19 protein-coding genes are annotated in these 23,890 nt (G+C 66.6%); 3 read left to right on the forward strand and 16 right to left on the reverse strand.

Annotation, left to right across the window (positions count from 1 at the left end):
• From RR928_RS06010 to RR928_RS06020, 3 genes are all read left to right on the forward strand, one after another.
• Positions 1–252 (forward strand): thymidylate synthase (locus RR928_RS06010; RefSeq protein ID WP_332681775.1); only part of this gene is annotated, 252 nt, incomplete at its 5' end.
• Positions 253–272: 20 nt separating this feature from the next.
• Positions 273–803, forward strand: a complete 531-nt coding sequence (locus RR928_RS06015) for a toxin (protein ID WP_332535357.1) — start codon at positions 273–275, stop codon at positions 801–803.
• Entirely contained in the window at positions 796–1,194 is a 399-nt protein-coding gene (locus tag RR928_RS06020; RefSeq protein WP_332535356.1) for a GFA family protein, read from the forward strand. The genes RR928_RS06015 and RR928_RS06020 overlap by 8 nt, the downstream gene beginning before the upstream one ends.
• A gap of 37 nt (positions 1,195–1,231) precedes the next feature.
• Here the strand turns inward: RR928_RS06020 and RR928_RS06025 are convergent, their stop codons facing one another.
• The 16 genes from RR928_RS06025 to RR928_RS06100 form a co-directional block, all read right to left on the reverse strand.
• Positions 1,232–7,174 (reverse strand): DUF3320 domain-containing protein, encoded by a 5,943-nt coding sequence (locus RR928_RS06025; protein ID WP_332535355.1) that lies wholly within the window; start codon positions 7,172–7,174, stop codon positions 1,232–1,234.
• A 218-nt stretch (positions 7,175–7,392) separates the two neighbouring features.
• Positions 7,393–8,934: an acetolactate synthase large subunit gene (locus RR928_RS06030; RefSeq protein ID WP_332535353.1), complete on the reverse strand. Its 1,542-nt coding sequence runs from the start codon at positions 8,932–8,934 to the stop codon at positions 7,393–7,395.
• A gap of 37 nt (positions 8,935–8,971) precedes the next feature.
• A complete protein-coding gene (locus RR928_RS06035) occupies positions 8,972–10,204 on the reverse strand; it encodes an MFS transporter (protein ID WP_332535352.1) in 1,233 nt (410 codons plus the stop codon).
• A gap of 136 nt (positions 10,205–10,340) precedes the next feature.
• Complete coding sequence (locus tag RR928_RS06040; RefSeq protein WP_332535350.1) at positions 10,341–10,715, reverse strand: barstar family protein; 375 nt, start codon at positions 10,713–10,715, stop codon at positions 10,341–10,343.
• Between the two features lie 27 nt (positions 10,716–10,742).
• A complete protein-coding gene (leuD, locus tag RR928_RS06045) occupies positions 10,743–11,381 on the reverse strand; it encodes a 3-isopropylmalate dehydratase small subunit (protein WP_332535348.1) in 639 nt (212 codons plus the stop codon).
• On the reverse strand, positions 11,374–12,792 hold the full coding sequence (leuC, locus tag RR928_RS06050; protein ID WP_332535347.1) for a 3-isopropylmalate dehydratase large subunit: 1,419 nt from the start codon (positions 12,790–12,792) through the stop codon (positions 11,374–11,376). The genes leuD and leuC overlap by 8 nt, the downstream gene beginning before the upstream one ends.
• Positions 12,793–12,819: 27 nt before the next feature.
• Positions 12,820–13,797 carry a tripartite tricarboxylate transporter substrate binding protein gene (locus RR928_RS06055; protein ID WP_442881902.1) on the reverse strand — a complete coding sequence of 326 codons (978 nt, stop codon included), beginning with the start codon at positions 13,795–13,797 and terminating at the stop codon, positions 12,820–12,822.
• Between the two features lie 173 nt (positions 13,798–13,970).
• Positions 13,971–14,891 (reverse strand): LysR family transcriptional regulator, encoded by a 921-nt coding sequence (locus tag RR928_RS06060; RefSeq protein WP_332681779.1) that lies wholly within the window; start codon positions 14,889–14,891, stop codon positions 13,971–13,973.
• 76 nt (positions 14,892–14,967) lie between these two features.
• Complete coding sequence (locus RR928_RS06065) at positions 14,968–16,104, reverse strand: metallophosphoesterase (RefSeq protein WP_332535344.1); 1,137 nt, start codon at positions 16,102–16,104, stop codon at positions 14,968–14,970.
• 130 nt (positions 16,105–16,234) lie between these two features.
• On the reverse strand, positions 16,235–16,612 hold the full coding sequence (locus RR928_RS06070; protein ID WP_332535342.1) for a hypothetical protein: 378 nt from the start codon (positions 16,610–16,612) through the stop codon (positions 16,235–16,237).
• Positions 16,613–16,635: 23 nt separating this feature from the next.
• The gene (locus RR928_RS06075; RefSeq protein ID WP_332681782.1) at positions 16,636–19,770 is read right to left on the reverse strand and encodes an efflux RND transporter permease subunit; all 3,135 of its coding nucleotides are present in this window, start codon (positions 19,768–19,770) and stop codon (positions 16,636–16,638) included.
• A gap of 14 nt (positions 19,771–19,784) precedes the next feature.
• A complete protein-coding gene (locus tag RR928_RS06080; RefSeq protein WP_332535338.1) occupies positions 19,785–20,882 on the reverse strand; it encodes an efflux RND transporter periplasmic adaptor subunit in 1,098 nt (365 codons plus the stop codon).
• Entirely contained in the window at positions 20,879–21,418 is a 540-nt protein-coding gene (locus tag RR928_RS06085) for a hypothetical protein (RefSeq protein ID WP_332535336.1), read from the reverse strand. The genes RR928_RS06080 and RR928_RS06085 overlap by 4 nt, the downstream gene beginning before the upstream one ends.
• Before the next feature lie 14 nt (positions 21,419–21,432).
• Entirely contained in the window at positions 21,433–22,686 is a 1,254-nt protein-coding gene (locus tag RR928_RS06090) for a TolC family protein (RefSeq protein WP_332681784.1), read from the reverse strand.
• 97 nt (positions 22,687–22,783) lie between these two features.
• Positions 22,784–23,134: a cobalt-zinc-cadmium resistance protein gene (locus RR928_RS06095; protein WP_332535334.1), complete on the reverse strand. Its 351-nt coding sequence runs from the start codon at positions 23,132–23,134 to the stop codon at positions 22,784–22,786.
• Between the two features lie 198 nt (positions 23,135–23,332).
• A partial coding sequence (locus RR928_RS06100) for a hypothetical protein (protein WP_332681786.1) occupies positions 23,333–23,890 on the reverse strand: 558 nt, incomplete at its 5' end.

Below are 23,890 nucleotides of genomic sequence, written 5' to 3' on the forward strand. Positions count from 1 at the left end.
GGCTACAAGCCGCGCTGGTTCACCTACTTCATCGGCGATGCCCACATCTACGAAAACCATGTGGACATGCTCAAGGAGCAGCTGACGCGCGAACCGTTCGAAGCGCCCCGGCTGGTGCTGTCCGACCGCATTCCCGACTACGCGGTCACGGGCAAATACGAGCCCGAATGGCTGGAAAAAGTCGAGCCTTCGGACTTCACGCTTGAAGGCTACCAGCACCACGCGCACATCACGGCGCCCATGGCAGTCTGATTCCAGCGCGCAGCACGGGAATGCGCTATCTGGTGATAGGCACAAGCGGCGCGGGCAAATCGACGTTTGCGCAGGCGCTGGCAACCGCCACGGACGCCACTTATATCGAGCTCGACGCCCACTACTGGGGGCCGGACTGGCAGGCCGTGCCTGCTGAACAATTCAAACGCTCGGTGGTGGCCGCGACCCGGGGCGAGCGCTGGGTCGCCGACGGCAACTACAGCGCCGTGCGCGACGAGCTCTGGCCGCACGCCACGCATGTGGTCTGGCTCAACTACGGACGGTTCACGGTGTTTTCGCGCGTGCTGTGGCGCACGCTGAGCCGCGGCCTGCTGCGCACCCGGCTGTTCCAGGACAACCGCGAGTCGCTGCGCATGGCATTCCTGTCGAAGGACTCGATACTGCGCTGGTCCTGGACCACCTATGCGAGCAACCAGCGCAAGTTCGCAGCGCTGCGCGCGCAGCCCGAATTCGCGCACCTGCAGTGGACCGAACTCACCCGACCGGCCCAGGCCCAGGCCTTTCTCGCGGCGGCGGCCCACCATGGCTGAGTCGTATCTGGGAAGCTGCCTGTGCGCTAGAGTGCGCTACGAAGTGCACGCCCAGCCCCGGGCCGTCACCCATTGCCATTGCAGCCAATGCCAAAAGGGCCATGGCGCGGCGTTCGCCACCTATGGCGCGGTCGCGCGCAGCGACCTGCACATCGTCAGCGGCGCGCTGGAGATCAAGTCCTACGCCTCGTCCGAGTTCGTGCAGCGGCAGTTTTGCGGCCACTGCGGTTCATCGCTTTTCTGGTCCAGAACCCGGGGCGACTGGAGCGACTGGATCTGCTTTGCGCTGGGCACGCTGGATTCGCGCTTCACGCCGCCCAAGCAAAAGCATGCCCACATCGACTCCCGGGCCCTTTGGTGCGAGTTTCGCGCACCCTGTGGCGCGGGGTGACCACATGACGCTCTGACGGGTACGGCAATGCCGTGGCCTATGTCTGGTCGTCAGCCCCCAACGATACCGTCGAACGGGCATGAATGACGGCACCGACCTCATGCGCGCGTCCGTCATCCAGCATGGTTTCCAGGGCCTTGATGACGCGTAGTTCGGCCTCTGCCGTTGCACGCGCCATGCCAAACGACCGACAGACAAGGCGAACCAGCTCCACGCGCGGGCATGACCCGAGGGAAGCCAGATGCCAGCCCGCCATGACCGCAATTTCTTCCAGAGCGACCTGCTGCACATTCCGCCTGGAGTCTTCCGCGGCGCCCACTTCACGCACCACGCGCCAAGCGGCCAGGTCGGTACCTGCTGGCCAGTAGAAGGATTCCGTGGCGTCGGCAACCACGACCGCACCCTGCGGCGCCAGGCCACGCAAGCGTTCGACGATGCGCGCGCCGGTGCGCTCCAGCCCCCAGGCGCGGGCGACACGACGAAACAGCACGGATTCGGCGATCGGCCCCTCGCCTTCTATGACCAATGTCAGCTGCGCCTTCAGCATCTCATCGGCGCCCGGGTCGTAAAAGCCACCGGGATGGCCGGGTTCCAGCCTCGTCGTCGCGTACGTTGCGCGGCTGGGCGGCGGGGTTACCGGCGCCGCGCGCGACTCGGGGCTTGACGCCATGCCATCGCCTGGCGATTCCACTGCGGCATCGGACAGGTCGTAAGATGTCGCAGCCGACTCGACCACCGTGGACTCATGGACTTCGTCGTCCTCCAGAGGTTCTGCAACCAGGTCCTGCAGGCGCTGAACCAGCTTTTGCACCTCGCCCGCAGGATGGACCCACCAGTCGGTCGACCAGACTCGCTGGATGTTCCAGCCCAGCCCCTCAAGAACATACTGGCGCAGCCGGTCCCGGTCACGCGCGGTCGCGCCGCTGTGATAGGAGCGACCGTCGCACTCGATTCCCAACAGGTAACGCCCCGGTGCGCGTGGATCGACAACACCGATGTCAATGCGGTAGCCGCTGCATCCCACCTGGGGGTGGACCGTCCAGCCCAGCTCGCGCAACGTCCTGATGACCTCGACCTCGAACGGGCTGTCAGGCTCCAGGCCCGTGGCGCTGCTCTGGCCGGCCAGCGTTCGGTGCCCGCGGATGGCGAATTCCAGATAGTGCTTGAGGTCGCGTACGCCAGCGGCGCGCACGCGCGCCAGATCGATCTGCTCGGGCATCAGCGTGCTGTAGATGACCACGGCTTCACGCGCTCGGGATATCGCCACGTTCAAGCGGCGATGCCCGCCCTCACCGTTCAGCGGGCCGAAGTTCATCGTGATCTTGCCCGCGATGTCAGGCCCGTAAGTGATCGAGAAGAAGATGACATCGCGCTCGTCGCCCTGCACGTTCTCCAGGTTCTTGATGAACAGCTTCTCGCCGGTCTGCGCCGCGATCGCGCGGTCAAGCTCGGGGTTGGCTTGCCGGCGTGCATCCAGCAGCTCGTCGATCAGCGACTGCTGCGTTTGATTGAACGTGACGACACCCAGCGTTTGTGTGCGTTTGCGCGGATTGAGATAGTGCTCCTCGATGCCGCCGACGATGGCATCGGCCTCCGCACGGTTGGTACGGCTGCCGCCGCGGTCGTAGACCCCGGCCACTCGCTTGAACCGCACCGCGATGTCGTCCGTCACCGGCGATGGGAAGGTGACCAGCGAGTTCTCGTAGTAGCGATAGTTGCTGAAGGTGATGAGGCTCTCGTGGCGGCTGCGGTAGTGCCATTTGAGACTCAGCTTGTTCATGCCCGCGCCCAGGCATTCGTCGAGAATGCTCTCCAGGTCCTCGACGCGCTCCTCGTCGTTCGCACCCGCCTCGTCCGCGTCGGCCGCCTTATTGAAAAAACTGGTGGGCGGCAGCTGCTTGGGATCACCGACAACGACCACTTGCTTGCCCCGTGCGATGACGCCCACCGCATCCCACACCGGAATCTGCGAGGCTTCGTCAAAGATGACCAGATCGAACTGGGCAAAACCGGCGTCCAGGTACTGCGACACGGAAAGCGGTGACATCAGCAAACACGGTTTCAAGCGCGGCAACAGCGTAGGCATCGCCTGAATCAACTGGCGCACGGGCATGTGCGCGCGTTGCTTCTGGCGCTCGCGCAGCAGCCGCCCCATCTCGGTGGTTGGTTTCGCCGCCACGCCTTCGGCCGACGGCACCTTGGCCGCGAGCTTGGCGGCCAGAAAACGCTCCGTCAACTTCTGAAACTGCGCGTCGGCGTCCCTGAATTCGACAATCTTGCGTGCATGCTCCGCACTCGAAAACGAGCGTAAAACCGGATCCACATCAATCACCTTTTTCACCCACCAGTTGCGGTAGCTGAACTCAAAGTGATTGACGACGGATCTCAGCTCGATACGGCCCGCCTCCACGTCGACCACGAGGCCTTGCAGACCCAGCGCGATGGCTTTGTCGCGAACACCGCGCCACAGGCACCAGGCCTGGAGCCGGCTCGGCGCAGCTTGCCAGGCGGCCAGATTGCCGAGAATGCGCTCCAGCGCGCCATCAGCAGGCTCAACACCGGCCAGAGGGGCGGTCACCCTGGCCGTATCGCCCACGGTTTGCAGCGCCTGCTTCATCTCGCGCAAGGCCGCGCGATAAAGGAGCAGGGCCTTGCCCAGAGGCTCTCCCGGCGCGAGCAACATGCGTTGGCCGGACACGGTGGCCTGCAGCGTGGCCTGCAGCGCCGCAAGCCGCCCACTATCGCCGGCGGCCAGGCGCGCGACGGCTTCGCTGAAACTTAGCGCCCAGTCCTGATGGGAGGCCAACGCCGTCCAATCCGTCTCCAGCCCTTGATACGAGTCCTCCAGCAGCGCCTTGGCATCCACCTCCAGCACCCGCAGTTGCTGGTCTCTCTCGTTGACTTCGACCAGCGGCTGCAGCATGGCATCGACCTGGCCGGCAGTGGGTCGCTTGCGGTCGGTGCGAAATGCCGCCAGCTTGCCCGTCACAGCGCGCTTGCCGAGCATCGATTTCAACCACCATGCGTTCGACGCCTGGGTCCATTCAGCGAGCAGTTCGGCGCCATTGAGCTTGGCAAGATTCGCGCTCCAGCCGGCGCCGGCCTGGGCCCAATGTTCGGCCCTGGCCTTTCCATGCTGGATGAGCAAGGCCAACTGGGTGCGCGACTTGGCGTCATGGGCTTGGCGTGCAAGAGTGGGCGGCACCTTGGGTGCCGCGAGCAGCAGGTCAGCCAGCGCATCGATGCGCTCCAGCGTGGGCAAGCTTGCGCCCGCCAATCCACTGCCGAACAAGCCTTCCAGCGCGCCCAGGCTGTCTTTGAGCTGGGCAATGTTTTGGGCGAGCTGCCGACTGGCGCTCAGCAAGCCATCGCCCCAGGTCGGAGTCCAGTCACTGACACCCACGAGCGCGAACGGGTGGCCGGCAATCCCTCCGACCGAACTTCCCAACGTGCCCATGCTGCGAGCGACTTCCCGTAACGCCTCCAAGTCATCGCGCTGGTGCACCAAGGCATCCGGCCAAGGCATCAGCGACGGCTCCTGACCCACGCTGGCGATGCACGTGCCCATCGCCTTGAAGGCCGTCAAGCCGTTGGGGTACTCCTTGTGCAGAGACTCCACCAAGCCATTGAGGTCTTGCCGCAGCGCACCAAGACGGTTTGCTTCACGCTCCCACTCATCCGTGGAGTACTGGCCTGAAGCATCGAGTGCAAGCCCAAGCTGTTGAAGCACCTCCGACTTCTTGGCCTTGGAAGAATGCAGCTCCAGGCAGAACGGTGCGAGACCGATCGCCTCCAGCCGCCGGTGAACCACGGACAGTGCTGCCATCTTTTCAGAGACAAACAACACCGATTTGCCTTGACCCAGCGAGTGGGCAATGATGTTGGTGATGGTCTGGCTCTTGCCGGTGCCCGGAGGGCCTTCCAACACCAGATCGCGACCGGTAGCCACCGCGCACAGCGCTTTCATCTGCGACGAATCGGACAGCAGCGGCGCGAAGATGTCCTGGGGCTTGAAAGCCTTGTCCAGATTCACCGACACCAAGTCGGAGTCATCCTCTCGCGCAAAGGCCTGACCTGGGTTCTCGATGAGGTGCTTTACAACGCGGTTGGCCTTCAACTGCTCGGTGCGGTCTTGCAGGTCTTTCCACATCAGATACTTGGTGAACGAGAACAGGCCGAGATGGGCCTCCTCGATCACTTCCCAATGCTTGATTTCAGCGACCGCGAGCCGGAACGCCTGCAGCACGCGCTCGACATCCACACCGCGTTCATCCACTGGCAAGGTTTCCAGCCCCGGGATGCGCAGCTCGAAATTGGCCTTGAGGAATTGCAGCAATGTAGGGTTGATGATGGCTTCGTCATCGTGGCGCGCAAGCCGGAAACCGGACCGCACCGACTGCCGCTGAAGCGTGACCGGGATCAGCAGAATCGGCGCCAGGTTGCGGCGCTCCGAGCGTTCGTCTTCCGTCCAGCGCAGCAAGCCGAGCGCGATGTAAAGCGTGTTGGCACCGCCCTCCTCCAGGCCGGTACGGGCAGCCGTGAAAATGCCAAGCAATCGCTTGTCGAGTTCCTCGCTCTGCACATCCGAAAGCAGCTCGCGGTTGCCAAGCGCGCTCAGCGTCATGTCGTCGAGCGCAGTCCGCCCGCCCCGGCTGGCGTGCACCTGCGCCATGCGCGGGTCCTGACCTTCCATCAGCGAGGGCCGCGGCCGGACCTTGAAGTCTTTCCCATCAGCCAGCGCATCCTCCAGCAGGGCGAGACTCGGAGCAGCGAAACGCAGGGTGGACTTCGTGGTCTTGAAGTTCAGCAGCTTGTTGCGCAGCGTCAGGTCGAGCAGCCGGGACTTCCATTTGGTGAGCCGCCCTTCGGGCGTGTCGTCCACCGGCAAGTCCATCACCACCGTGGCCACGTCCAATTCAGGGAGCACCGGTGTCGACTCGATGCGAGGAGCGATATCCTCGCCCAACTCCGGAGAAGTTTTCACCATCGCCACACGCGAAGGCAAGGGCTTAATCTGGACTTCGCGCGCGCGATGAATGTCGACGGCATACCGGAACATATCTTCCGCCAGCAGATGCGCACTACCGGTCTCCATCGCGATGCGCAGGCTGGGCCGCTGACTGTGGTGCGCCGCAATGCCCGTGGTTTCGAAGACCAGCAACTCACCACTGTCGACACGTTTGCGCACGGCTTGAACATCATCCGTCAGCGGATCAGGAAAGCGCGTCTCGTGCAGCCAGACGCCGACCCATGCATGGCCGTTCTTGAACAGCACCACCGGGCGCAGACCGGCCTGCTCGAAACACGATGCGAAGAGCATCGCCAAATCAAGGCAGGTCGCTAGCTTGGTATCGAGAATGCGGTCAGGTGTCCGGATCTTCTGGCCATCGGAGCCGAAAGATGCCGGCGGCTCGGCGTAGTGCAGGCCCGCTGCGGCCAGGGTGCTGTAGATGGCAGAAATCTGTTTCCAGACGACGTCGCGACTTTTCGATTGGTAGCCGTTCATCGAATGGTCGTTATGTGCATCGCGCAACAGCGTCGACGCCTTGGCCAGGATGGAATCGACCGCCGGATTGTTCGGCATGCTGAAGGCCGCCAGAAGTTCCGGCAGCGCCCGGGTCCCGGCCCATTGGTCGTAGGCCAGCACTTCGATGTCCTGGCTGACACGTGCCAGCTCCTGACCGCCAACCGTGGCCACGACATTGATGGCAGCCACCACGGACTCGGACAGGTCCGCCAGATAGGCGTGGTCCGGACGCAGATCGAGCGGAGAGACTCGGCGTGATTCGCCTGGAGCCAGTCGGTCGAAGCGCAGCAACGCGCTCTGCGCGAAGCGCGGGTTGCAGGACACCCTGATCTCGACCTCGTCCAGCGCACTGTCACTGCTGTTCGTGACGGTCAGCCCCCTGACGACCGGAACCGCGTTCTGAATGGATGCGTAACCGAGCGTCGGGTCAGCCTCCAGATCGAAGGCTATCAAGACAGCGGTTGGCGCCTCGACACCAGCGACAACGTTTTCCGAATCAGTCCCTACGCTGCTATACATCTGTATTCCCGATAAAAAACCAGTAGAACATGCTACAGGGCGTCATCAAACCGGACCCCGGCAGTTGACCTTGGCGCGACGCCCCCGGCAACCTTGTGGATCGCACATGGGCGTCTGAGACTACACAGCAGCGCGCGCGCTGCTGGCCTGCCTCAGATCATCAGCTCGATGAGGAACGGCCCGCTTTTCGCGAAGCTGGACTGCATCAGCGCCGCCAGTTCGTCGAGCGTGGTCGCGCGCGCGGCTTCCACGCCCATGCCGTTGGCGAGCTTGGTCCATTCGATCGATGGATTGCCCAGGTCCAGCATGCTCATCGCGGTCGCGCCCGGCGTCGCGCCCACGTTGGCGTATTCGCCGATGAGGATGTTGTACTTGCTGTTGTTGAGAATGATGGTGGTCACGGGCAGCTGCTCGCGCGCCTGGGTCCAGAGCGACTGCAGCGAGTACATGGCCGAGCCGTCGGCCTGCAGGTTGATGACGCGGCGCTGCTTGCCCGCGCCCAGCGCCGCGCCCGTGGCCACGGGCATGCCGTCGCCGATCGCGCCGCCCGCCAGGTGCAGCCAGTCGTGCGCGGGCGCGGCGTGCGTGAACTTGTAGAAGCCGCGGCCGTACGACACGCTTTCATCCGAAATGATGGCGTTGTCGGGCATCAGCGCGGCCAGCGTCTGCGCCAGGCCTTCGGGCGTGGGCGCGCCGCGCGCGGCCTCGGGGCGCGGGCCGGGATCGGGAATGGCGACCTCGGGCGCACCCAGCGCCTGGACCAGGCCGCGCAGCGCTTCGACCGCGTCCTGGTCTGGGCGCGACAGCACGTGAAACTGCGCCTGGGGATTGGCCTGGGTCGAGGGCATGCCGGGATAGCCGAAGAAGCCCACGGGTTCGGTGGCGTTCACCAGGATGATGTGCTTGAAGCGGTCCAGCGCCTTGATGGCCAGGTCCATGACATAAGGCACGCGCTCGAGCTGCATGCGGCCGCGGCCGCGCGCCAGGTGCGACGACGAATAGCTGGCCATCACGGCCGCGCCGGTCGCGCTGGCGACGCGCCAGGCAAGGGCCTGGGCTTCGGCGAGCACGCCGGGACCGGCCAGGAGAATGAGCACATCGCGCTGGTCGCGCAACGTGCGCGCGGCCTGCTCTATGGCAGCGGCGTCGATTGCGGGCGCCGCCGGCACATCGAACGGCGCAGCGACGACGCCGCCCTCTTCCCACGACACATCGGCCGGCAGGATCAACGTCGCGACCTGGCCCGGATAGACCTGGGCGGCGCGCACCGCCTCGGCCGCGTCGCGGCCCAGATCGGCGCTGCGGGTGCTGGTGCGCACCCAGGCGGAAACGGTCTGCGCCATGCCCGTGGTGTCCGCGGTCAGCGCGGCGTCGAACGGCCGGTGATAGATCGCCTGGTCGCCCACGATATTGACGATGCCGCTGCGCGCGCGGCGCGCGTTGTGCAGGTTGGCCATGCCGTTGGCCAGGCCCGGGCCGCAGTGCAGCAGCGTGCAGGCCGGCTTGCGCGCGATGCGGTAGTAGCCGTCGGCCATGCCCGTGACCACGTTTTCCTGCAGCCCCAGCACGCATTTCATTCCGGGCACCTGATCGAGCGCCGCGACAAAGTGCATCTCGCTTGTTCCGGGATTGGCAAAGCAGGTGTCCACCCCCGCGGCCAGCAATGTCTTCACCAGGCTCTTTGCACCATTCATCTTGTCCGTCCTCCTAGATAACTTCGATTCAAGAAACTCAGGCCGCGGGCTTGGCGCCGCCCGCCGCAGCACGCGCCATCGACGGACTGAGCATATAGGCCGCCACCCCGACCAGCACCATGGCACAGGCAAAGCCGAAGATCCGCGTATAGGCGGCGACCGGCGCCGCGCCGCTGGCAAGGTTCGCATCGGCGATCAGCCCGAAGATCCAGGCCGCGGCCGCCGAGCCGAGAAACACGAAGGTATTGAGCAGGCCCAGGCCGCGCCCATGCACTTCGGGCGCGAGCAGCAGCCGGCCATGGGCCATGACCAGGGGATGGAGCACGCCTATGCTGGCCAGCATCGCCAGCAGCGGGATGTCCAGCAGCACGCCCGCGCCGGGCAGCAGCACCAGCGCGCCGCCCGCGGTCAACGCGGCCAGCGCCCAGGCCAGCACGGTTTGCCGTACCGCGAAGCGGTGCACGAACCAGGGCAGCGCGGCCGCGGCGCAGATGGCCGCCAGGCTCAGCACGGCCAGCGCCAGTCCGCGCGCGCCCGCACTCAGGCCGAACACATCGGCCAGATAGGGGCCACCCCAGGAATTGCGGAAGGTCGTGCCCACGGCCAGGGCCATGCACATGGGAATCAGCGTCCAGAGCGCGGGAATGAACAGCAGCCGGCCGCTGGCGCCCAGCATCGCGCCCAGACCCTCTTCCTGCGCGTGGACATTGCCGCTGTCCCTGACCTGGGCGGCGACCAGCCAGCAGGCCACGGCCATCAGCACGCCGGCCGCCAAAATGGGCGCGCGCCAGCCGAAAGCGTGTATGGCCCAGCCCAGCGGCGCGGTCGCGCACAGCGCGCCGAGCATGCCCGCCGCGTTGGCCCGGCTGACCGAGGTCGCGAACTGATGGGCCGGCAGGACCTGGGCCGCGAAGTGCATCAGCCCCATGAAGACCGGCGCACAGGCCAGGCCCAGCCCCACCTGGGCGAGCATTGCCGTGGGCCCGTTGGGCGCGAGCGCGAACAGGCCCGCGGAGACGACGCCCAGCGACAGCAGCCAGCGCGTGGGCGCGCCGACGCCGTAGCGGTCGAACGCCATGCCCACGGGAATCTGGGCGATGCCGAAGGACAGAAAGAAGCACGACGACAGCAGGCCGAAGCCCGCGGGCGACAGCTGCAGATCGCTCTGCACTTCAGGCGCCATGACGGCCAGGCAGCTGCGGAAGAACTGGCTCAGCGTCAGCGCGAAGGTCAGCGCGGCCAGTCCGCGCACGGAGGAACGGGTGTCCATATTTGGTGGGTTGCTTGCCAGGCAGTTGCCCCGCCCGCAGATACGTCATTGATTGCCACGAATTGCTTCGGTGGCACCGGGCCATGTTGCGCCCGGCGGCATGCGCTGCATCGTACCCATATCTTGTCGCCCTGCCTTACGCCAGGGCGACAAGTTCGAAGTCAAATTGCCGGTTCTGCCTGGCGTATGCGGCGCGCGTCTGCTCCAGGATGTCACGCAATATGGCAAATGCCTGCGGATTGGCGCGGGCCAGCGGCTGGGCGTGGGCGAACGTCAGCTTCACAGGAAAGGCCAGGCGCGGCGCCGTTCCCCATATGCCGCCCGAATGCAGGTTCAGCAGGCAGTCGAACAGCGCGTCCCAGTTCATGCCCCAGCCCCGGTCCTCACCGGGGCGCACCGGATGGTTGCCATCGGGCCCGCCCAGGCACAGCGCGGCGCCTAGCGCTGCAAGGATCTGGGCCTTCTGGGTGATGCCGCCGAGGTCTATGGTCAGTTGGGTGGCTGGAGTCATGCGTGCATCATGCCAGCCCACCAGGGCTCAGCCCAGCCGCGCCCGGGTGTGCGCCGCCACATCCTTGACCCAGGGCTGGGCCTGCCAATGCCGCGCGGCAAAGGCCTGGATTTGCTGCTCATAGGTCAGCGACAGGCCGATCACGTCCAGGCCTTCGAGCTGCATGCGCTGATGGCGCGCCGACAGCGCAAAGCCCGCGTCGACGCTCGCGCTGCGCACGCGCAGGTTCTCTATATCGATCGCCATCTCCGCGGTCTCCAGCCGTTGGGCATCGGCCATCATCGCCGCGATGTCGGCTTCGGGCAGCATCACCAGCAGCAGCTGGTTGTTCATCGCGTTCGAGTAGAAGATCTCGCCGAAGCTCGGCGCGATCACGGCCTGGATGCCGAACTGCTGCAGGCCCCAGACCGCGTGCTCGCGGCTGGAGCCGCAGCCGAAGTTCGCGCCCGCGACCAGGATCTCGGTGCCCGCGCGCTCGGGCCGGTTGAGAACGAAGTCTTCACGCGCGCGGCCCTGCGCGTCGAAGCGCAGGTCATACAGCAGGCCCTTGGCCAGCCCGGCCTTGTCGATGCCGTGCAGGAACTGCTTGGGCATGATCTGGTCGGTGTCGAGGTTTTCGATCGGCAATGCGGCAGCCTTGCCGGAAAGAATATGCTGCTTACGCATGGGCGGACTCCAGTCGGCGAACGTCGGTGATCGCGCCCGTGAGCGCGGCGGCCGCGGCCATTGCCGGGCTCATCAGATGGGTGATCGCGCCGCGTCCCTGGCGGCCTTCGAAATTGCGGTTGGTGGTCGAAGCGCAGCGCACGCCGGCCTCCAGGATGTCGCCGTTCATCGCCAGGCACATGGAACAGCCGGGCGCGCGCCACTCAAAGCCCGCATCCTGGAGGATCTTGGCGATGCCTTCCTGCTCGGCCATATGCTTGACCGCGCCCGAGCCCGGCACGACCATGGCGCGCACGCCGCTGGCCACCTGACGGCCTTCGACCACGCGCGCCACGGCGCGCAGGTCTTCGATGCGCGCATTGGTGCACGAGCCTATGAACACATGCTGGATGGGCGTGCCTTCTATCGCCGCGCCCGCGGCCAGGCCGGTGTAGCGCAGCGCCTGCTCGGTGCTGCGGCGCAGCGGGCCCGCGGGCTGGTCATCGGGCTCGGGAATGCGGCCGTCGATGCGCACCACCTGGTCGGGGCTGGTGCCCCAGGTCACATGCGGCGCGACGTCGCTGGCGTCGAAGCAGTGCTCGATATGGAATGGCGCGCCTTCGTCGGAGAACAGCGTGTCCCAATGCGCAAGCGCCGCGTCGCGCACGCTGCCCTCGATGTCCGGCGCGCGCTCCAGCACGTATTGCCTGGCCTTGGCGTCGGGCGCGATCAATGCGCCGCGTGCGCCGGCTTCGACGGCCATGTTGCAGACCGTGAAGCGCGCCTCGATCGACAAGGCGTCGAGCGCCGTGCCGCAGAACTCGATCACATGGCCGCGCGCGCCCTGCGCACCGATCTGGCCTATGACCATCAGCACCAGGTCCTTGGCCGTGGTGCCCACGGGCAGCGTGCCGTCGATGCGAATGCGCATGTCCTGGGCCAGCCGGTAGACCAGGGTCTGGGTGGCGAGCACATGCTCGACTTCGGACGTGCCTATGCCAAAGCCCAGCGCGCCCAGCGCGCCGTAGGTGGTGGTGTGCGAGTCGCCGCAGATCACCACCATGCCGGGGCGGATCATTCCGTGCTCGGGCGCGACCACATGCTCTATGCCCTGCAGCATGTCGTTGGTGTCGAACAGCGGGATCGCGTGGCGCTCGCAGTTCTTCTTCAGATTGCTCGCCTGCAGCGCGGGCGCGGCATCGCGGATCACGCGTATGGTGCCCGGCTCGGTGGGAATCACATGGCTCACCACCGCGACGTTCTGCCCGGGCATGGGCACGCCGCGGCCTTTCTCGTGCAGTCCGGCGAAAGCCTGGGGGCTGGTGTACTCGTTCATCAGGTGCAGATCGCAGAACAGCAGCACGTTCTGTTCGTCCAATCGCGCGACCGTATGCGAGTCGACTAGTTTTTGATAAAGCGTTCTTGGTGTCATGGTGGGATCGATAGGGGCGAACGGAAACTATTCTGCGGTGATGCCGCGCTCCTTGATGAGCGCGGCCCACTGGGGCATCTCGGACTCGAGCCGGGCGCGTGCAGCCACGGGCGTAGACGCAATGGGATCAAAACCTTCCTTGATCATGCGCTCGCGGATGGCGGGCGTGGCCAGCGCCTTGTTGAGCGCGGCATTCAACTTCTCTATCAAGGCGGGCTGCGTGCCCGCGGGCGCAAATGCCATGAACCAGGTCTCGAAGGAATAGCCGGGCAGCCCGGCCTCGGCAATGGTCGGTACATCGGGCATCAGCGACGAGCGTTTGGCACCCGTCACGCCCAGGGCACGCAGCTTGCCGCCCTGCACCTGGGGCAATGCCGCGGATAGCACGGGAAAGCTCATGTTGACCTGGCCCGCAATGGTGTCTATCAGCGCCGGGCCGCCACCGCGGTAAGGCACATGCAGCACGGACACGCCGGCCCTGGCCTTGAACAGTTCGGCCGACATGTGGAAGGTGCTGCCCGCGCCCGCCGAGCCATAGCTGTATTTGCCCGGAGCGGCCTTGGCCGCGGCAATCAGCTCGGCGACATTTTTGGGCGCGAACTGCTGGCCCACGACCAGCACATGCTGGGAGCTGGCGACCATGCCCACGGGAGCCAGGTCCTTGGCGGTGTTGAACGGCATTTTGGGAAACAGCGCGGGATTGATCGCCAGCGACACCGTCTGCAGGCCGATGGTGTAGCCGTCGGGCGCGGATTTCGCGACCGAATCGACGCCCAGGTTGCCGCCCGCGCCCGCGCGGTTCTCGATGAACATTTCGCCGCCCAGCGCCTTGGCCCATTCGGCCGAGATCAGGCGCGCGGCGATGTCGGCACTGCCGCCGGGCGCATAGGGAACGATCAGCTTCACGGCACGCGCCGGATAGTCGCCGGACTGGGCTTGCGCGGCCATGGCGGCGCAGGCCAGCGCCAGCAGCGTGGGCATGGTGGTGAAGATTCGGCGGTTCATCATCGTTGTCTCCATTTTTTTGCAGGTGGAGCAACGCATCGTATAGATGCAATGAAGCCGTGAAATATAGAAAAAGTTACTTCTTTCGGTCGGCAGAAGAACGAATATTGCTGGTTTATCCCAGTGCCATGGGCGCGCCGCAAAGGCAGGGCGCGGCGCGCAAAGCGTGTTGTCTACCAGCCCAGGAACTCGTCCTTTGCCGCCCTGTGGTGGGCAAAGGTCTTGACCATGAAGTCGACGAAGACCCGGGTTTTCGCCGACAGATTGGAACTGTTGGGAAACACCAGATAGATATCGGCGCCGGGCAGCGTCCATTCCGTCAGAACCGCTTGCAGCCGGCCCGATCGCAGGTAGGGCGCGGCGTCCCAAAGCGAGCGCATCAGGATGCCATGGCCGTCGAGTGCCCAGGTCAGCGCGCAGTCGCCGTCGTTGCTGCTCAGCGGTCCGCGCACCTTGACGCTTTCCTGGCGCGTTCCCGCGCGCAGATGCCAGGTGCCGAAGGTGTCGTCGCTTTCGCGGATGAACAGGCAGGCATGGCGCTGCAAGGCCGCGGGCTGCAGCGGCACCCCGGCGCGCTGCAGATAGGAAGGCGCGGCGCACAGGATGCGCCTGTTGGGCGCGAGCAGCCGCGCGGTGAGCTGTGCGTCGGGCATCTCTCCCAGGCGAATCACCGCGTCCAGGCCCTGCTCGACGAGATTGACGGGCTTGTCGGTCAGGCGCAGCTGGACTTCGACGTCGGGAAACTGGCGCGCGAATTTCGAGAGCGCGGGCGCGATGAACTGCCGCCCGAAGCCCAGCGTCGCGCTGAGCTTGATCTGGCCGCGCGGCAGCGCCTTCGCGCCCGCGACGCGGCGCTCGAGTGCCTCCATCTCGGCGAGCACGCGCGCGCCTTCGCTCACGTAGATTTCGCCTTCGGGCGTAAGGCTGATGCGGCGCGTGGTGCGGTTGAGCAGGCGCACTCCCAGCCGCGCCTCGATGTTGGACAGCCGCTTGCTCGCCGAAGGCGGGGTCAGGCCCATCTCCTGCGCCGCGGCCGCGAGCGAGCCATGCCTGATCACCAGGGAGAAAAAAGCGAGATCGGAAAACATGTCCATCGAGAGCCTGTTGTGTCGCCGCGGGAATGGCTGGATTCTCGCACCCGCATTCATGCCGCGCGCCCCACGGCCCGCGCTACTGCGCGCGCGTCAGCACGAACTCGGTGATCTCCGAAGGAATGCCCAGGCGTATGGGAAAGCCCATCCACAGCCCCGTGCCGTTGCTCACATAGAGCTGCATGTCGCCCACGCGGTAGCCGCGCGTCAGATAGCCTTCGTTGGGCGGCCCGAACACCGGCTCCATGCCCAGCACCATGCCGCCATGGGTGTGGCCCGACAGCTGCAGCGCGACGCCGGCCTGGGCGTTGCGCGCCGCACCCGCGGGCCGGTGCGACAGCAGCACGACAGGCGCATCCGCGGGCGCGCCGGCAAGTGCCTTGGGCAGATCGGGGCCTTCATAGCCATAGAGCGTGGCCACGGCATCGGCGATGCCGGCCACCGTCAGCTGCGCCGTGCCGTGCTGCACCACCGCATGCTGATTGGTCAGCATGCGCACGCCCAGCTCCTCGAAGCGGGCTTTCCAGGCAGCGTAGTCGAAGTAGTACTCGTGGTTGCCGGGAATGCCGAGCACGCCGTGGCGCGCCTGGAGCTGCGCCAGCGGCGCCACATCGTCGCGGCGCGCCTGCACGCTGCCGTCGATGAAGTCGCCGGTCACGACGATCAGATCGGCATCGATGGCATTGGTGCGCTCGACCACGCCCTGCACCCAGTCCTGCTGGAACAGCTTGCTGATGTGCAGGTCGCTGAGCTGCACCAGCTTGAAGCCTTCGAGCGCGGCGGGCAGGTTCTTCACGGCCAGGTCCACGCGGTGCACTTCGGGCTGGCGCGTGGCCTGGATGAAGCCGAAACCGCCCAGCCCGAAGGCCAGCGCCAGCGTGATCAGCCGGCGCGCCGTGCCGCTGGGCGGGTTAGCGCGGCGAGCGGCCGAGCGGCGCGTGAGCAGCCAATACAGCATGGACAGCACTTCGCCGACGATGGTGAACACCAGCAGCAGCACGAAGCTGCAGAACGTCCAGCCCAGCAGCGCGGCAACGGCGTAGGGCACCTCGGCCGAGAACATGGTGCCGAAGAACAGGCGCGTCCAGAACTGGTAGAGCGCGCCCGGCAGCAGCGCGGCCGCGGCCAGCAGCCGCCAGCGCCCCCGCATGGGCAGGGGCGCGATGACGCGGGCGACGACAAACAGATAGGCAATGGCGCAGTAGACGTGGAACACAGGCAATCCAGGCAATGGCAGGCGCGGCGGCGCGAATGACCGGCACCGCCGGTGCCTGGTCCGTGCGCGCATTCTGCCGTGGCAATGTTGCGCATGCCCGCTGGCGCGCCATTGCCCGCGCGCTGCGCGCCTACTTCAGCGTGAAGCGCGCCGTGCCCAGCGCCTTGCCGCCATCGGTGACCACGGCCACCACCTTGGTGCCCGGCGCCACCTTGAACGCGCCCCTGGCTTCCAGCCTGTCGCCCGCGGGCAGCAGCTGGGCCTCCTGCTTGTCCTTGCCCGCGAGCAGCGTCAGCTTGGCGCTGGCCCTGGACAGGTCGCGCGCCTTGCCGTGGTCGGAGACATAAAGCTGCAGCACGTCAGCCTTGGCCACGAGTTCATAGTCCGCCTCCTTGGCCGCGGCGACGACGCCGCCGTGCGCGGGGTCATGGGCATGGTTGCCCGCGGCAAAGACCGGAGCGCCGGCCGCCAGGATGGCGAGAGAAAGCGTGGCAATTGCGGTTTTCATGGGAGTCCTTTCGGTTGGTTGAATCACAGGGCTTCTACGTCTTTGGATTGCATGAGACGCTCGGCGTCCGCACGGCCGAAGAGCCAGAACATGGCGGGGGTCAGGAAGGTGTCGAGCAAGGTGGCGCTGATGAGGCCCGAGAAGATCACGACCGCCACCGGGTGCAGCACTTCGGTGCCCGGCTGCTCGGCTTCGAACAGCAGCGGCGCCAGCGCGAACGCCGTCACCAGCGCGGTCATCAGCACGGGCGCGAGCCGCTCGAGCGAGCCGCGCACGATCATCTTGTGATCGAAGTCCTCGCCTTCGAGCCGCATCAGGTTCACGTAGTGGCTGACTTTCAGGATGCCGTTGCGCACCGAGATGCCGGCCAGCGTGATGAAGCCCACGAGCGCGGCGATAGACAGCGGCTGGCCCGAAAGCCACAGACCCAGCACCGCGCCGACCAGGGCCAGCGGGATGTTGGCCATGATCAGCAGCGACAGCCGCGTCGACTGGTAGCGGCTGTAGAGCACGATGAACATCAGCGTCAGCGACACCAGCGACAGCAGGCCGACCAGCTTCGAGGCCTCCTCCTGGGCCTGGAACTGCCCGCCCAGCGTGACGAAATAGCCTTCGGGCAGCGGCGTGTCGGCAATCACCTGGCGCATGTCGGCGACGATGTCGGACAGCGGCCGGCCCTGCGAGTTCGCCGAGAGCACGATGCGGCGCTTGCCATCGTCGCGGCTGATCTGGTTGGGGCCGTCGCCTTCCTCGATGCTCGCGATCTTGGACAGCGGCACGCGCCCCGTGGGCGTCTCGATCAGGATGTCCTTGAGGCCGTTGGCCGAACGCGTCTCCTCGGGCAGCTTCACGACCAGAGCGAAGCGCCGCCCGCCCTCGACGATCTGCGTAACGCGTTCGCCTTCGACCAGGCTTTGCAGCGTCGCCAGCACCTGCGGCACGGGCACGCCGTACTGCGCGGCGGCCGCGTAGTCGATGCGCACCTTGATCTGCGGCGCGAGCACCTGCTTTTCGACTTCGAGATCGGCCAGGCCGGGTACGGCCGCGAGCCGCGCGCGCAGCGCATCGGCCTGGCCGCGCAGCGTGTCGAGGTCCTCGCCGAAGATCTTGATCGCGATCTGCGAGCGCACGCCCGACAGCATGTGGTCTATGCGGTGCGAGATCGGCTGGCCGATTGAAATCGCCGCCGGCAGGTTCGCCAGCCGCGCGCGGATGTCGGCCGAGATCTCCGCCATCGAGCGCGTGAGTTCGCCCGCAGGCTTGAGGCCTACGTCCAGCTCGCTCACGTGCACGCCTTCGGCATGCTCGTCGAGTTCGGCGCGGCCGCTGCGCCGCCCGACATGGGTCACTTCGGGCACCTGCATGACCAGCACTTCGGCCTGGCGCGCCAGCGCCGAAGTCTCCGACAGCGTCACGCCCGGGTTGAGCCGGATGCCAATCATCAGCGTGCCTTCGTTGAACGGCGGCAGAAAGGTCGTCGGAAAGAACGGCACCGAGGCGATGGCCAGCAGCACCGCCACGCCCGCGGCCGCGAGCGTGGCCTTGGGGCGGTTCAGCACGCTCGTGAGTCCCACCGCGTACTGGCGCTTGAGCCAGGCCAGCAGCCGCGTGTCGCCATGGTCCAGCGATTTCATCGTCGGCAGCAGGTAGTACGACAGCACGGGCGTGACCGTGACCGACACCATCAGGCTGGCCAGCGTCGAGACGATGAAGGCTATGCCCAGCGGAATGAACAGCCGGCCCTCTATGCCCGGCAGCGCGAACAGCGGCACGAACACCAGCACGATGATCACCGTGGCGTAGAGAATCGCCGAGCGCACTTCCATGGACGCGCGCGCGACCAGCGCCAGCACCGGGACGCCCCGCGCGTTGCTGCGCTGGCCCGGATGGCGCGCGCGGTCTTCCTTGAGGCGCCGCAGGATGTTCTCCACGTCGACCACGGCGTCGTCGACCAGGCCGCCGATGGCGATCGCCAGCCCGCCCAGCGTCATGGTGTTGATCGACAGGCCGAAATACTTGAAGACCAGGGCCGTGAGAAAGATCGACACCGGAATCGCCGTGAGCGCAATGATGGTCGGACGCAGCGTTCCCAGGAAGAAGAACAGGATGGCGGCAACGAACACCGACGCGCCAATCAGCTTCCACTTGAGGTTGTCTATCGACGCCTCGATGAAGCTGGCCTGGCGGAAGGTCACGCGCGGCGCGTCCATGCCCGCGGGCAGCGAGGCGTTCATTCCCGCCAGCGCCTGCTCGATGGAACGCGTCAGCGCGATGGTGTCGGCCGTGGGCTGCTTCTGTATGCCCAGGATCACCGCGGGCTTGCCTTCGAAGCCCGCGTCGCCGCGCTTGAGCGCCGCAGCAAACGTGACTTCGGCGATCTGCCGCAGCAGTATGGGCTGGCCGTTCCTCGCGGTGAGCGCGAGATTGCTCAGGTCTTCGAGGCGCGAGGTTCTGCCCAGGTGGCGGATCAGGTATTCGCGGCCGTTGAGTTCGAGAAAACCGCCCGAGGTATTGGACGAGTAGCCCTTGAGCGCGGCTTCGAGCTGCTCATGCGAAATGCCCAGGTCCGCCATGCGCCGCGTGTCGGGCTGCACCTGGAACTGGCGCACTTCGCCGCCGATGGGAATCACCTGGGCCACGCCCGGCACGGCCATCAGCCGCGGGCGCAGCACCCAGTCGGCGTACTCGCGCACCGCCATCTGCGAGATCTTGCCGGTGTCGACGGGAATCGCGATCTGCATGATCTCGCCCATGATGGAGCTGATCGGCCCCATGCGCGGCACGACGCCGGGCGCTATGCCCTCCTCCATGGAAGCGAGCCGCTCCGACACCATCTGCCGCGCGCGGAAGATGTCCGTGCTCCAGTCGAAGGTGATGTAGACGAAGGACAGGCCCGCGGACGACACGGAGCGCACGGTCTCCACGCCGGGCAGGCCGTTCATCGTGGTCTCGAGCGGAAAGGTGATCAGTTGCTCGACCTCCTCGGCGGCCATGCCGCCGGCCTCGGTCATCACGGTGACGGTTGGCTTGTTGAGATCGGGAAAGACGTCGACGGGCGTGCGCGAAAGCGTCCACGCGCCGTAGAACATCAGCACCACGCTGGCGATGATGACCAGCAGCCGGTTGGCCAGGCTGTTGACGAGAAGCCATTTGAACATGTGAGTGGCTCCTGTCAGCGGATCTGATTGACCAGGGTCGCGCCTTGCGTGGCGACCCGGTCACCGGCCTGCAGGCCGGAAGTCACGGCCACCTGGGCGCCGTCCAGCGGTGCCGTCGTGACCACGCGCGGCTCCAGTCGTTCGGCCCCGGTCTTGACCCAGACGATGTCCTGGTTCGCGGGGTTGCGCAGCAGCGCCGCCGCGGGCACGGCAATGCCCTTGACCGTCGAGCGGCTGCGCACAAAGACCTTGACCGGCTGGCCCAGCGCCAGCGTTGCCAGCGCTTCGCCCTGGGCACGGAACACCATGGGCAGCGCCTGCTCGCGCAGCGAACGCGCGGCGCCGACAAAGCGCAATTCCACGCGCTCGCCGCCGGCCACCATGCGCGCGCTGGCGACATCGGACGCCAGCGCGGTATCGAACGCCAGGGCCTCGATGTTGAGCTGCGCGGGATCGACGATTTCATAGACCAGTTCACGCGCATCGACCACCTGACCCGCAACGGCGTAGGCCGCGGCAATCACCCCCGACACGGGCGCGACCAGCGCCTCGCGTGCGCCCACGGCCGTTGACAGCGCGGCAATGCGCGCCGACAGGCTTGCGGTTTCCGACTCGACGGCCTCGATCTCCTTGCGCGGCACGGTGTCGCTCAGCTCCTTGAGGCGCGCCAGGCGCTTGTCGGCCAGCGCCTTCGCGGCGCGCAGCTCGGCGATCTGCGCGGCCTGGCTGGAGCGTTCGATCGCAGCCGTGGCGGCCGTGACATAGGCCAGCACTTCGCCCTTGCGCACGCGCTGGCCGATCACGGGCAGGCCCTTGGGGCCGGCTTCTATGCGGCCCGCAGCCATGGGCTGGACCTTGCCGCCGGCATTCGGGTCCATCACCACGCGGCCCGCGAGCTCCAGGGTGCGCGGCAGTTCGGCGGGCTGCACGACCAGCGTGCGCAAGGCCATCTGGCGCTGCGCGGGCTTGGGCAGGAACACGCTGCCGTCGGGCTGGCGGCCCGGGCCGTTGGCATTGCCCACGGGCGCGGGGCCGCCATGGTCATGGCCGGCATCGGCCCAGGAGGGCATGGCGGCGGCCAGCAAAAGTGTGAGCAACAGCGGGCGCATCATGCTGCACCTCCTGCGCTGCGGCGGGCGCCGCTACGGCGCGCCAGCCACAGGCCGCCACCGGCCAGGCCCAAAGCCGCAAGGCCCCAAGGCAGCAATGCGCGCCAGTCGCGCTGCGCGTGCTCGTCGGCGGCCTCGGCGTGCACATCGAAATCGCCGGCCAGCAGATCGGTCTCGCCTGCGGCGTCCACGGTCACCGTGACCGATGTCACGCCGGACGGCAGGGGCTGGGCCAGCGTGCCTTCGAATTCGCCCGCGGCGATTTCCTTCATGGCGACCGTGGCTTCGCCCACGTTCACTTCGAGCGTCGCGCCCGCAACCGGTGCGTTGTCGGCAAAGCGGTCGAGATAAAGCGCGAGCTGCGTGCCGTTGGCCGTGCCCACGACTTCAAACAGCTCGGAGACCGCGGCAAAACGCGGAATCGCGGGAGCCGACGCGGTGCTCGCCGGCGCGTCGTGGCTGTGGCCGGCATCGGCCAGGGCCAGCGGGCTGTAAAGGCCCGCGAGCAGGCTTGCGCCTGCAATGAATGCATTGAACATGGTTTTTCCTGCGGTCACTCGGGCAGCAGCCCGAGCGCCTGACGAAGTTGAGAAATGGCGGCGCCGACTTCGAGCCGGCTGCGGGCGGCCTGGCGTTCGGCCTCGAAAGCTTCGAGATCGATGCGCAGCCGCGTGGGCAGATCGCTCTCGCCCAGGCGGAAGGCCTTGTCGAAAAAGCCGCGCGATTCGCCGGCCAGCGCCGCGCGCCGCTGGGCAGAGTCGCGGGCCTGGGTCAGCAGTTCGACGCGGGTGCGCGCCAGCGCGATCCGGGCATCGATGCGCTGCGTTTCCAGGTCAAGCTGGCTTTGCGCTTCGAGCAGGTCGGCGCTGGCATTCGCAAGCCTGGCATCGCTGGCGCTCAAGCGGCCCAGCGGAATGCGCAGACCGACGTTGATGCTTTGCGCCGAGCGCTCGCCGCGCGCATCGCGCTCGCGCGTCGTGCCCAGCGAGAGCTCCGGGTTGGCGCGCGTCTGCACGCCGGCCAGATCCTGCTGGCGCCGTGCGAGATCGACCCTGGCCTGGAGTTCGCGCAGCGCGGGATGCGCGGTGAGCGGCATGGGCGCGGGCAACGGTTCCTGCGGACCCTCGCGCAGGTCCTGGCCGGTCAGCATGGCCCAGGCCTGGGCGCTTTGCGCTTCGGCGACCGCGGCTTCGGCAACCGCGCTTTGCGCCACGGCTACCGCTGAATCGGCCTGATGGGCATCGGCGCGCGCGAGATCGCCAGCCGTCACGCGGCGCTGCACGTCGCGCGCAATACCCTGGGCGCTGGCGAGCTTCTGCTGCGCGATTTCGTGCTCGATGCGCGCGCGCTGCCGCGTCCAGTAGGCTTCGCGCACTTCATCGGCCAGGCGCCACTGCGCCGCGCCCAGCAGCGCGTCGACCGCCTGCGCCTGGGACTGCGCTGCCGCCTGCGACTTCGCGCGCTCGCCGGGCGACCACAGCGGCACGGACAGCGCGGCTTCGTACTCGCGCGCGCCGTCGTTGCGGTGCCAGCGATCGCTGCGCGTCGACAGATCGAGCGCCGCAGTCTCGGGCGTCCAGCGTTCGGCCGCGCGCAGGCCGGCGGCCGCGGCGTCGCGGCGCAGGCCTGCGGCGCGCTGCTCGGGCTGCCTGGCCCAGGCGGTTTCAAAACCCTGGCGCAGCGGCGCAGGGGAGGAGGATGGGTCACGGCCCGTCTGGGCCGGGCCCGTCTGGGCATGGCCCGATATGGCGGCCGTCAGCAATGCGGCCGCCAGAATGCCGAGGGAGCCCCAGCGTTTGCGTTTCATTTTTTGTTCGTCGTGAATGCGGGCGCGTGCCCGCGGGTCCAAAGGTCGACGCAGACGGCCCGCCCTGGTTCAGGGACGTGGCCGCGCCGCGCCGGCGTCAGGCGACGAAAGAGGAAGGGGGACGCAGCAGGCTGGCGAGCGGCGGCTCGGGAAACGCAACGCTGCGGTGCGCGTGCAGATAGCCCTCGGCCCAGGGCGGGTGCGGAGCATCCGACGCGGGCAGATACGCCACACCGATGCCGTGGCAGCTGTGGCAATCGGGATGTGGCTGCAGTGCCTCATTGACCGGTGTGCCGGCATCGTCAGCGGACGCGTCATCGCCGTGGCGGTGCTCGTGGTGGCCGAAATGGGCGGCCCCCTGCTCATGCTCGCACACGCTGGCCGCAGCCGCCCAACTCCATTGGAGGGGCAGAAGGCACATCATGAAAATGAGGACGAGGCGGCGCATTGAGGTCAGAGTCTAACGACATGCGACTGCGATAGCATGCGCCAATGCCTTGTCGGCGCAGGGCGATTGAGCGACATTCAGCGTTGCGCCGACAACACAGCTTGATCGCAGCCAGCGGTTCGCGTGGCCCTGACAACAGCCCGGCCGGCATTTGCAAACTGTGAATTCCATGAAAAAAGGCACCGGAAGGTGCCTTGGTCATCGTGTTTGTGCATGCAATCCCTGAGCGGCTTTGGCGGCGGATTCTTTGTCCAGCGCAATTCCCTCGCGATAGTACATATATGCACCAAACAAAGCGCCGCCCACAAGGCTCACGGGATTGGTGGAGCCGGCAATCAACAGCAGATTGTTCATGGTGACGCCACTCCAGACGCCGGCCGACGTCTTCAATCCCATCTTGCGCACTTCAGGCTTTTGGTTATCGAAGTAATAGACCATTCCGGCCTTGATCACAAACAAGCCCACCAGTCCTGCGGGCGATGTGTGGATAAATCCATTGGATTCGGTCAGACCCGCCTGGCTGATGCCGATGTGTGTGGTCACACTGTCGCCCAGCGCGCCAGCAAGGGGAATGCCGGCGGCACCGGAATATCCTTTCGACCGCTTCTCCACGCTTGCCAGCAGGCGCTCCTGCTGCGCCGTCGGATGACCCACCGGTATGGAATCACCCGCCGAATATCGGATCACCTGGTCTGATTGCGTCGCTGGTTTTGCCGCTGCGGTTTGCGCCGCAATATTGCTGGGCGCTGCCGGCAG

Origin of the sequence: Comamonas sp. (genome assembly GCF_036666375.1) — a bacterium.
Taxonomy (GTDB): domain Bacteria; phylum Pseudomonadota; class Gammaproteobacteria; order Burkholderiales; family Burkholderiaceae_C; genus Comamonas.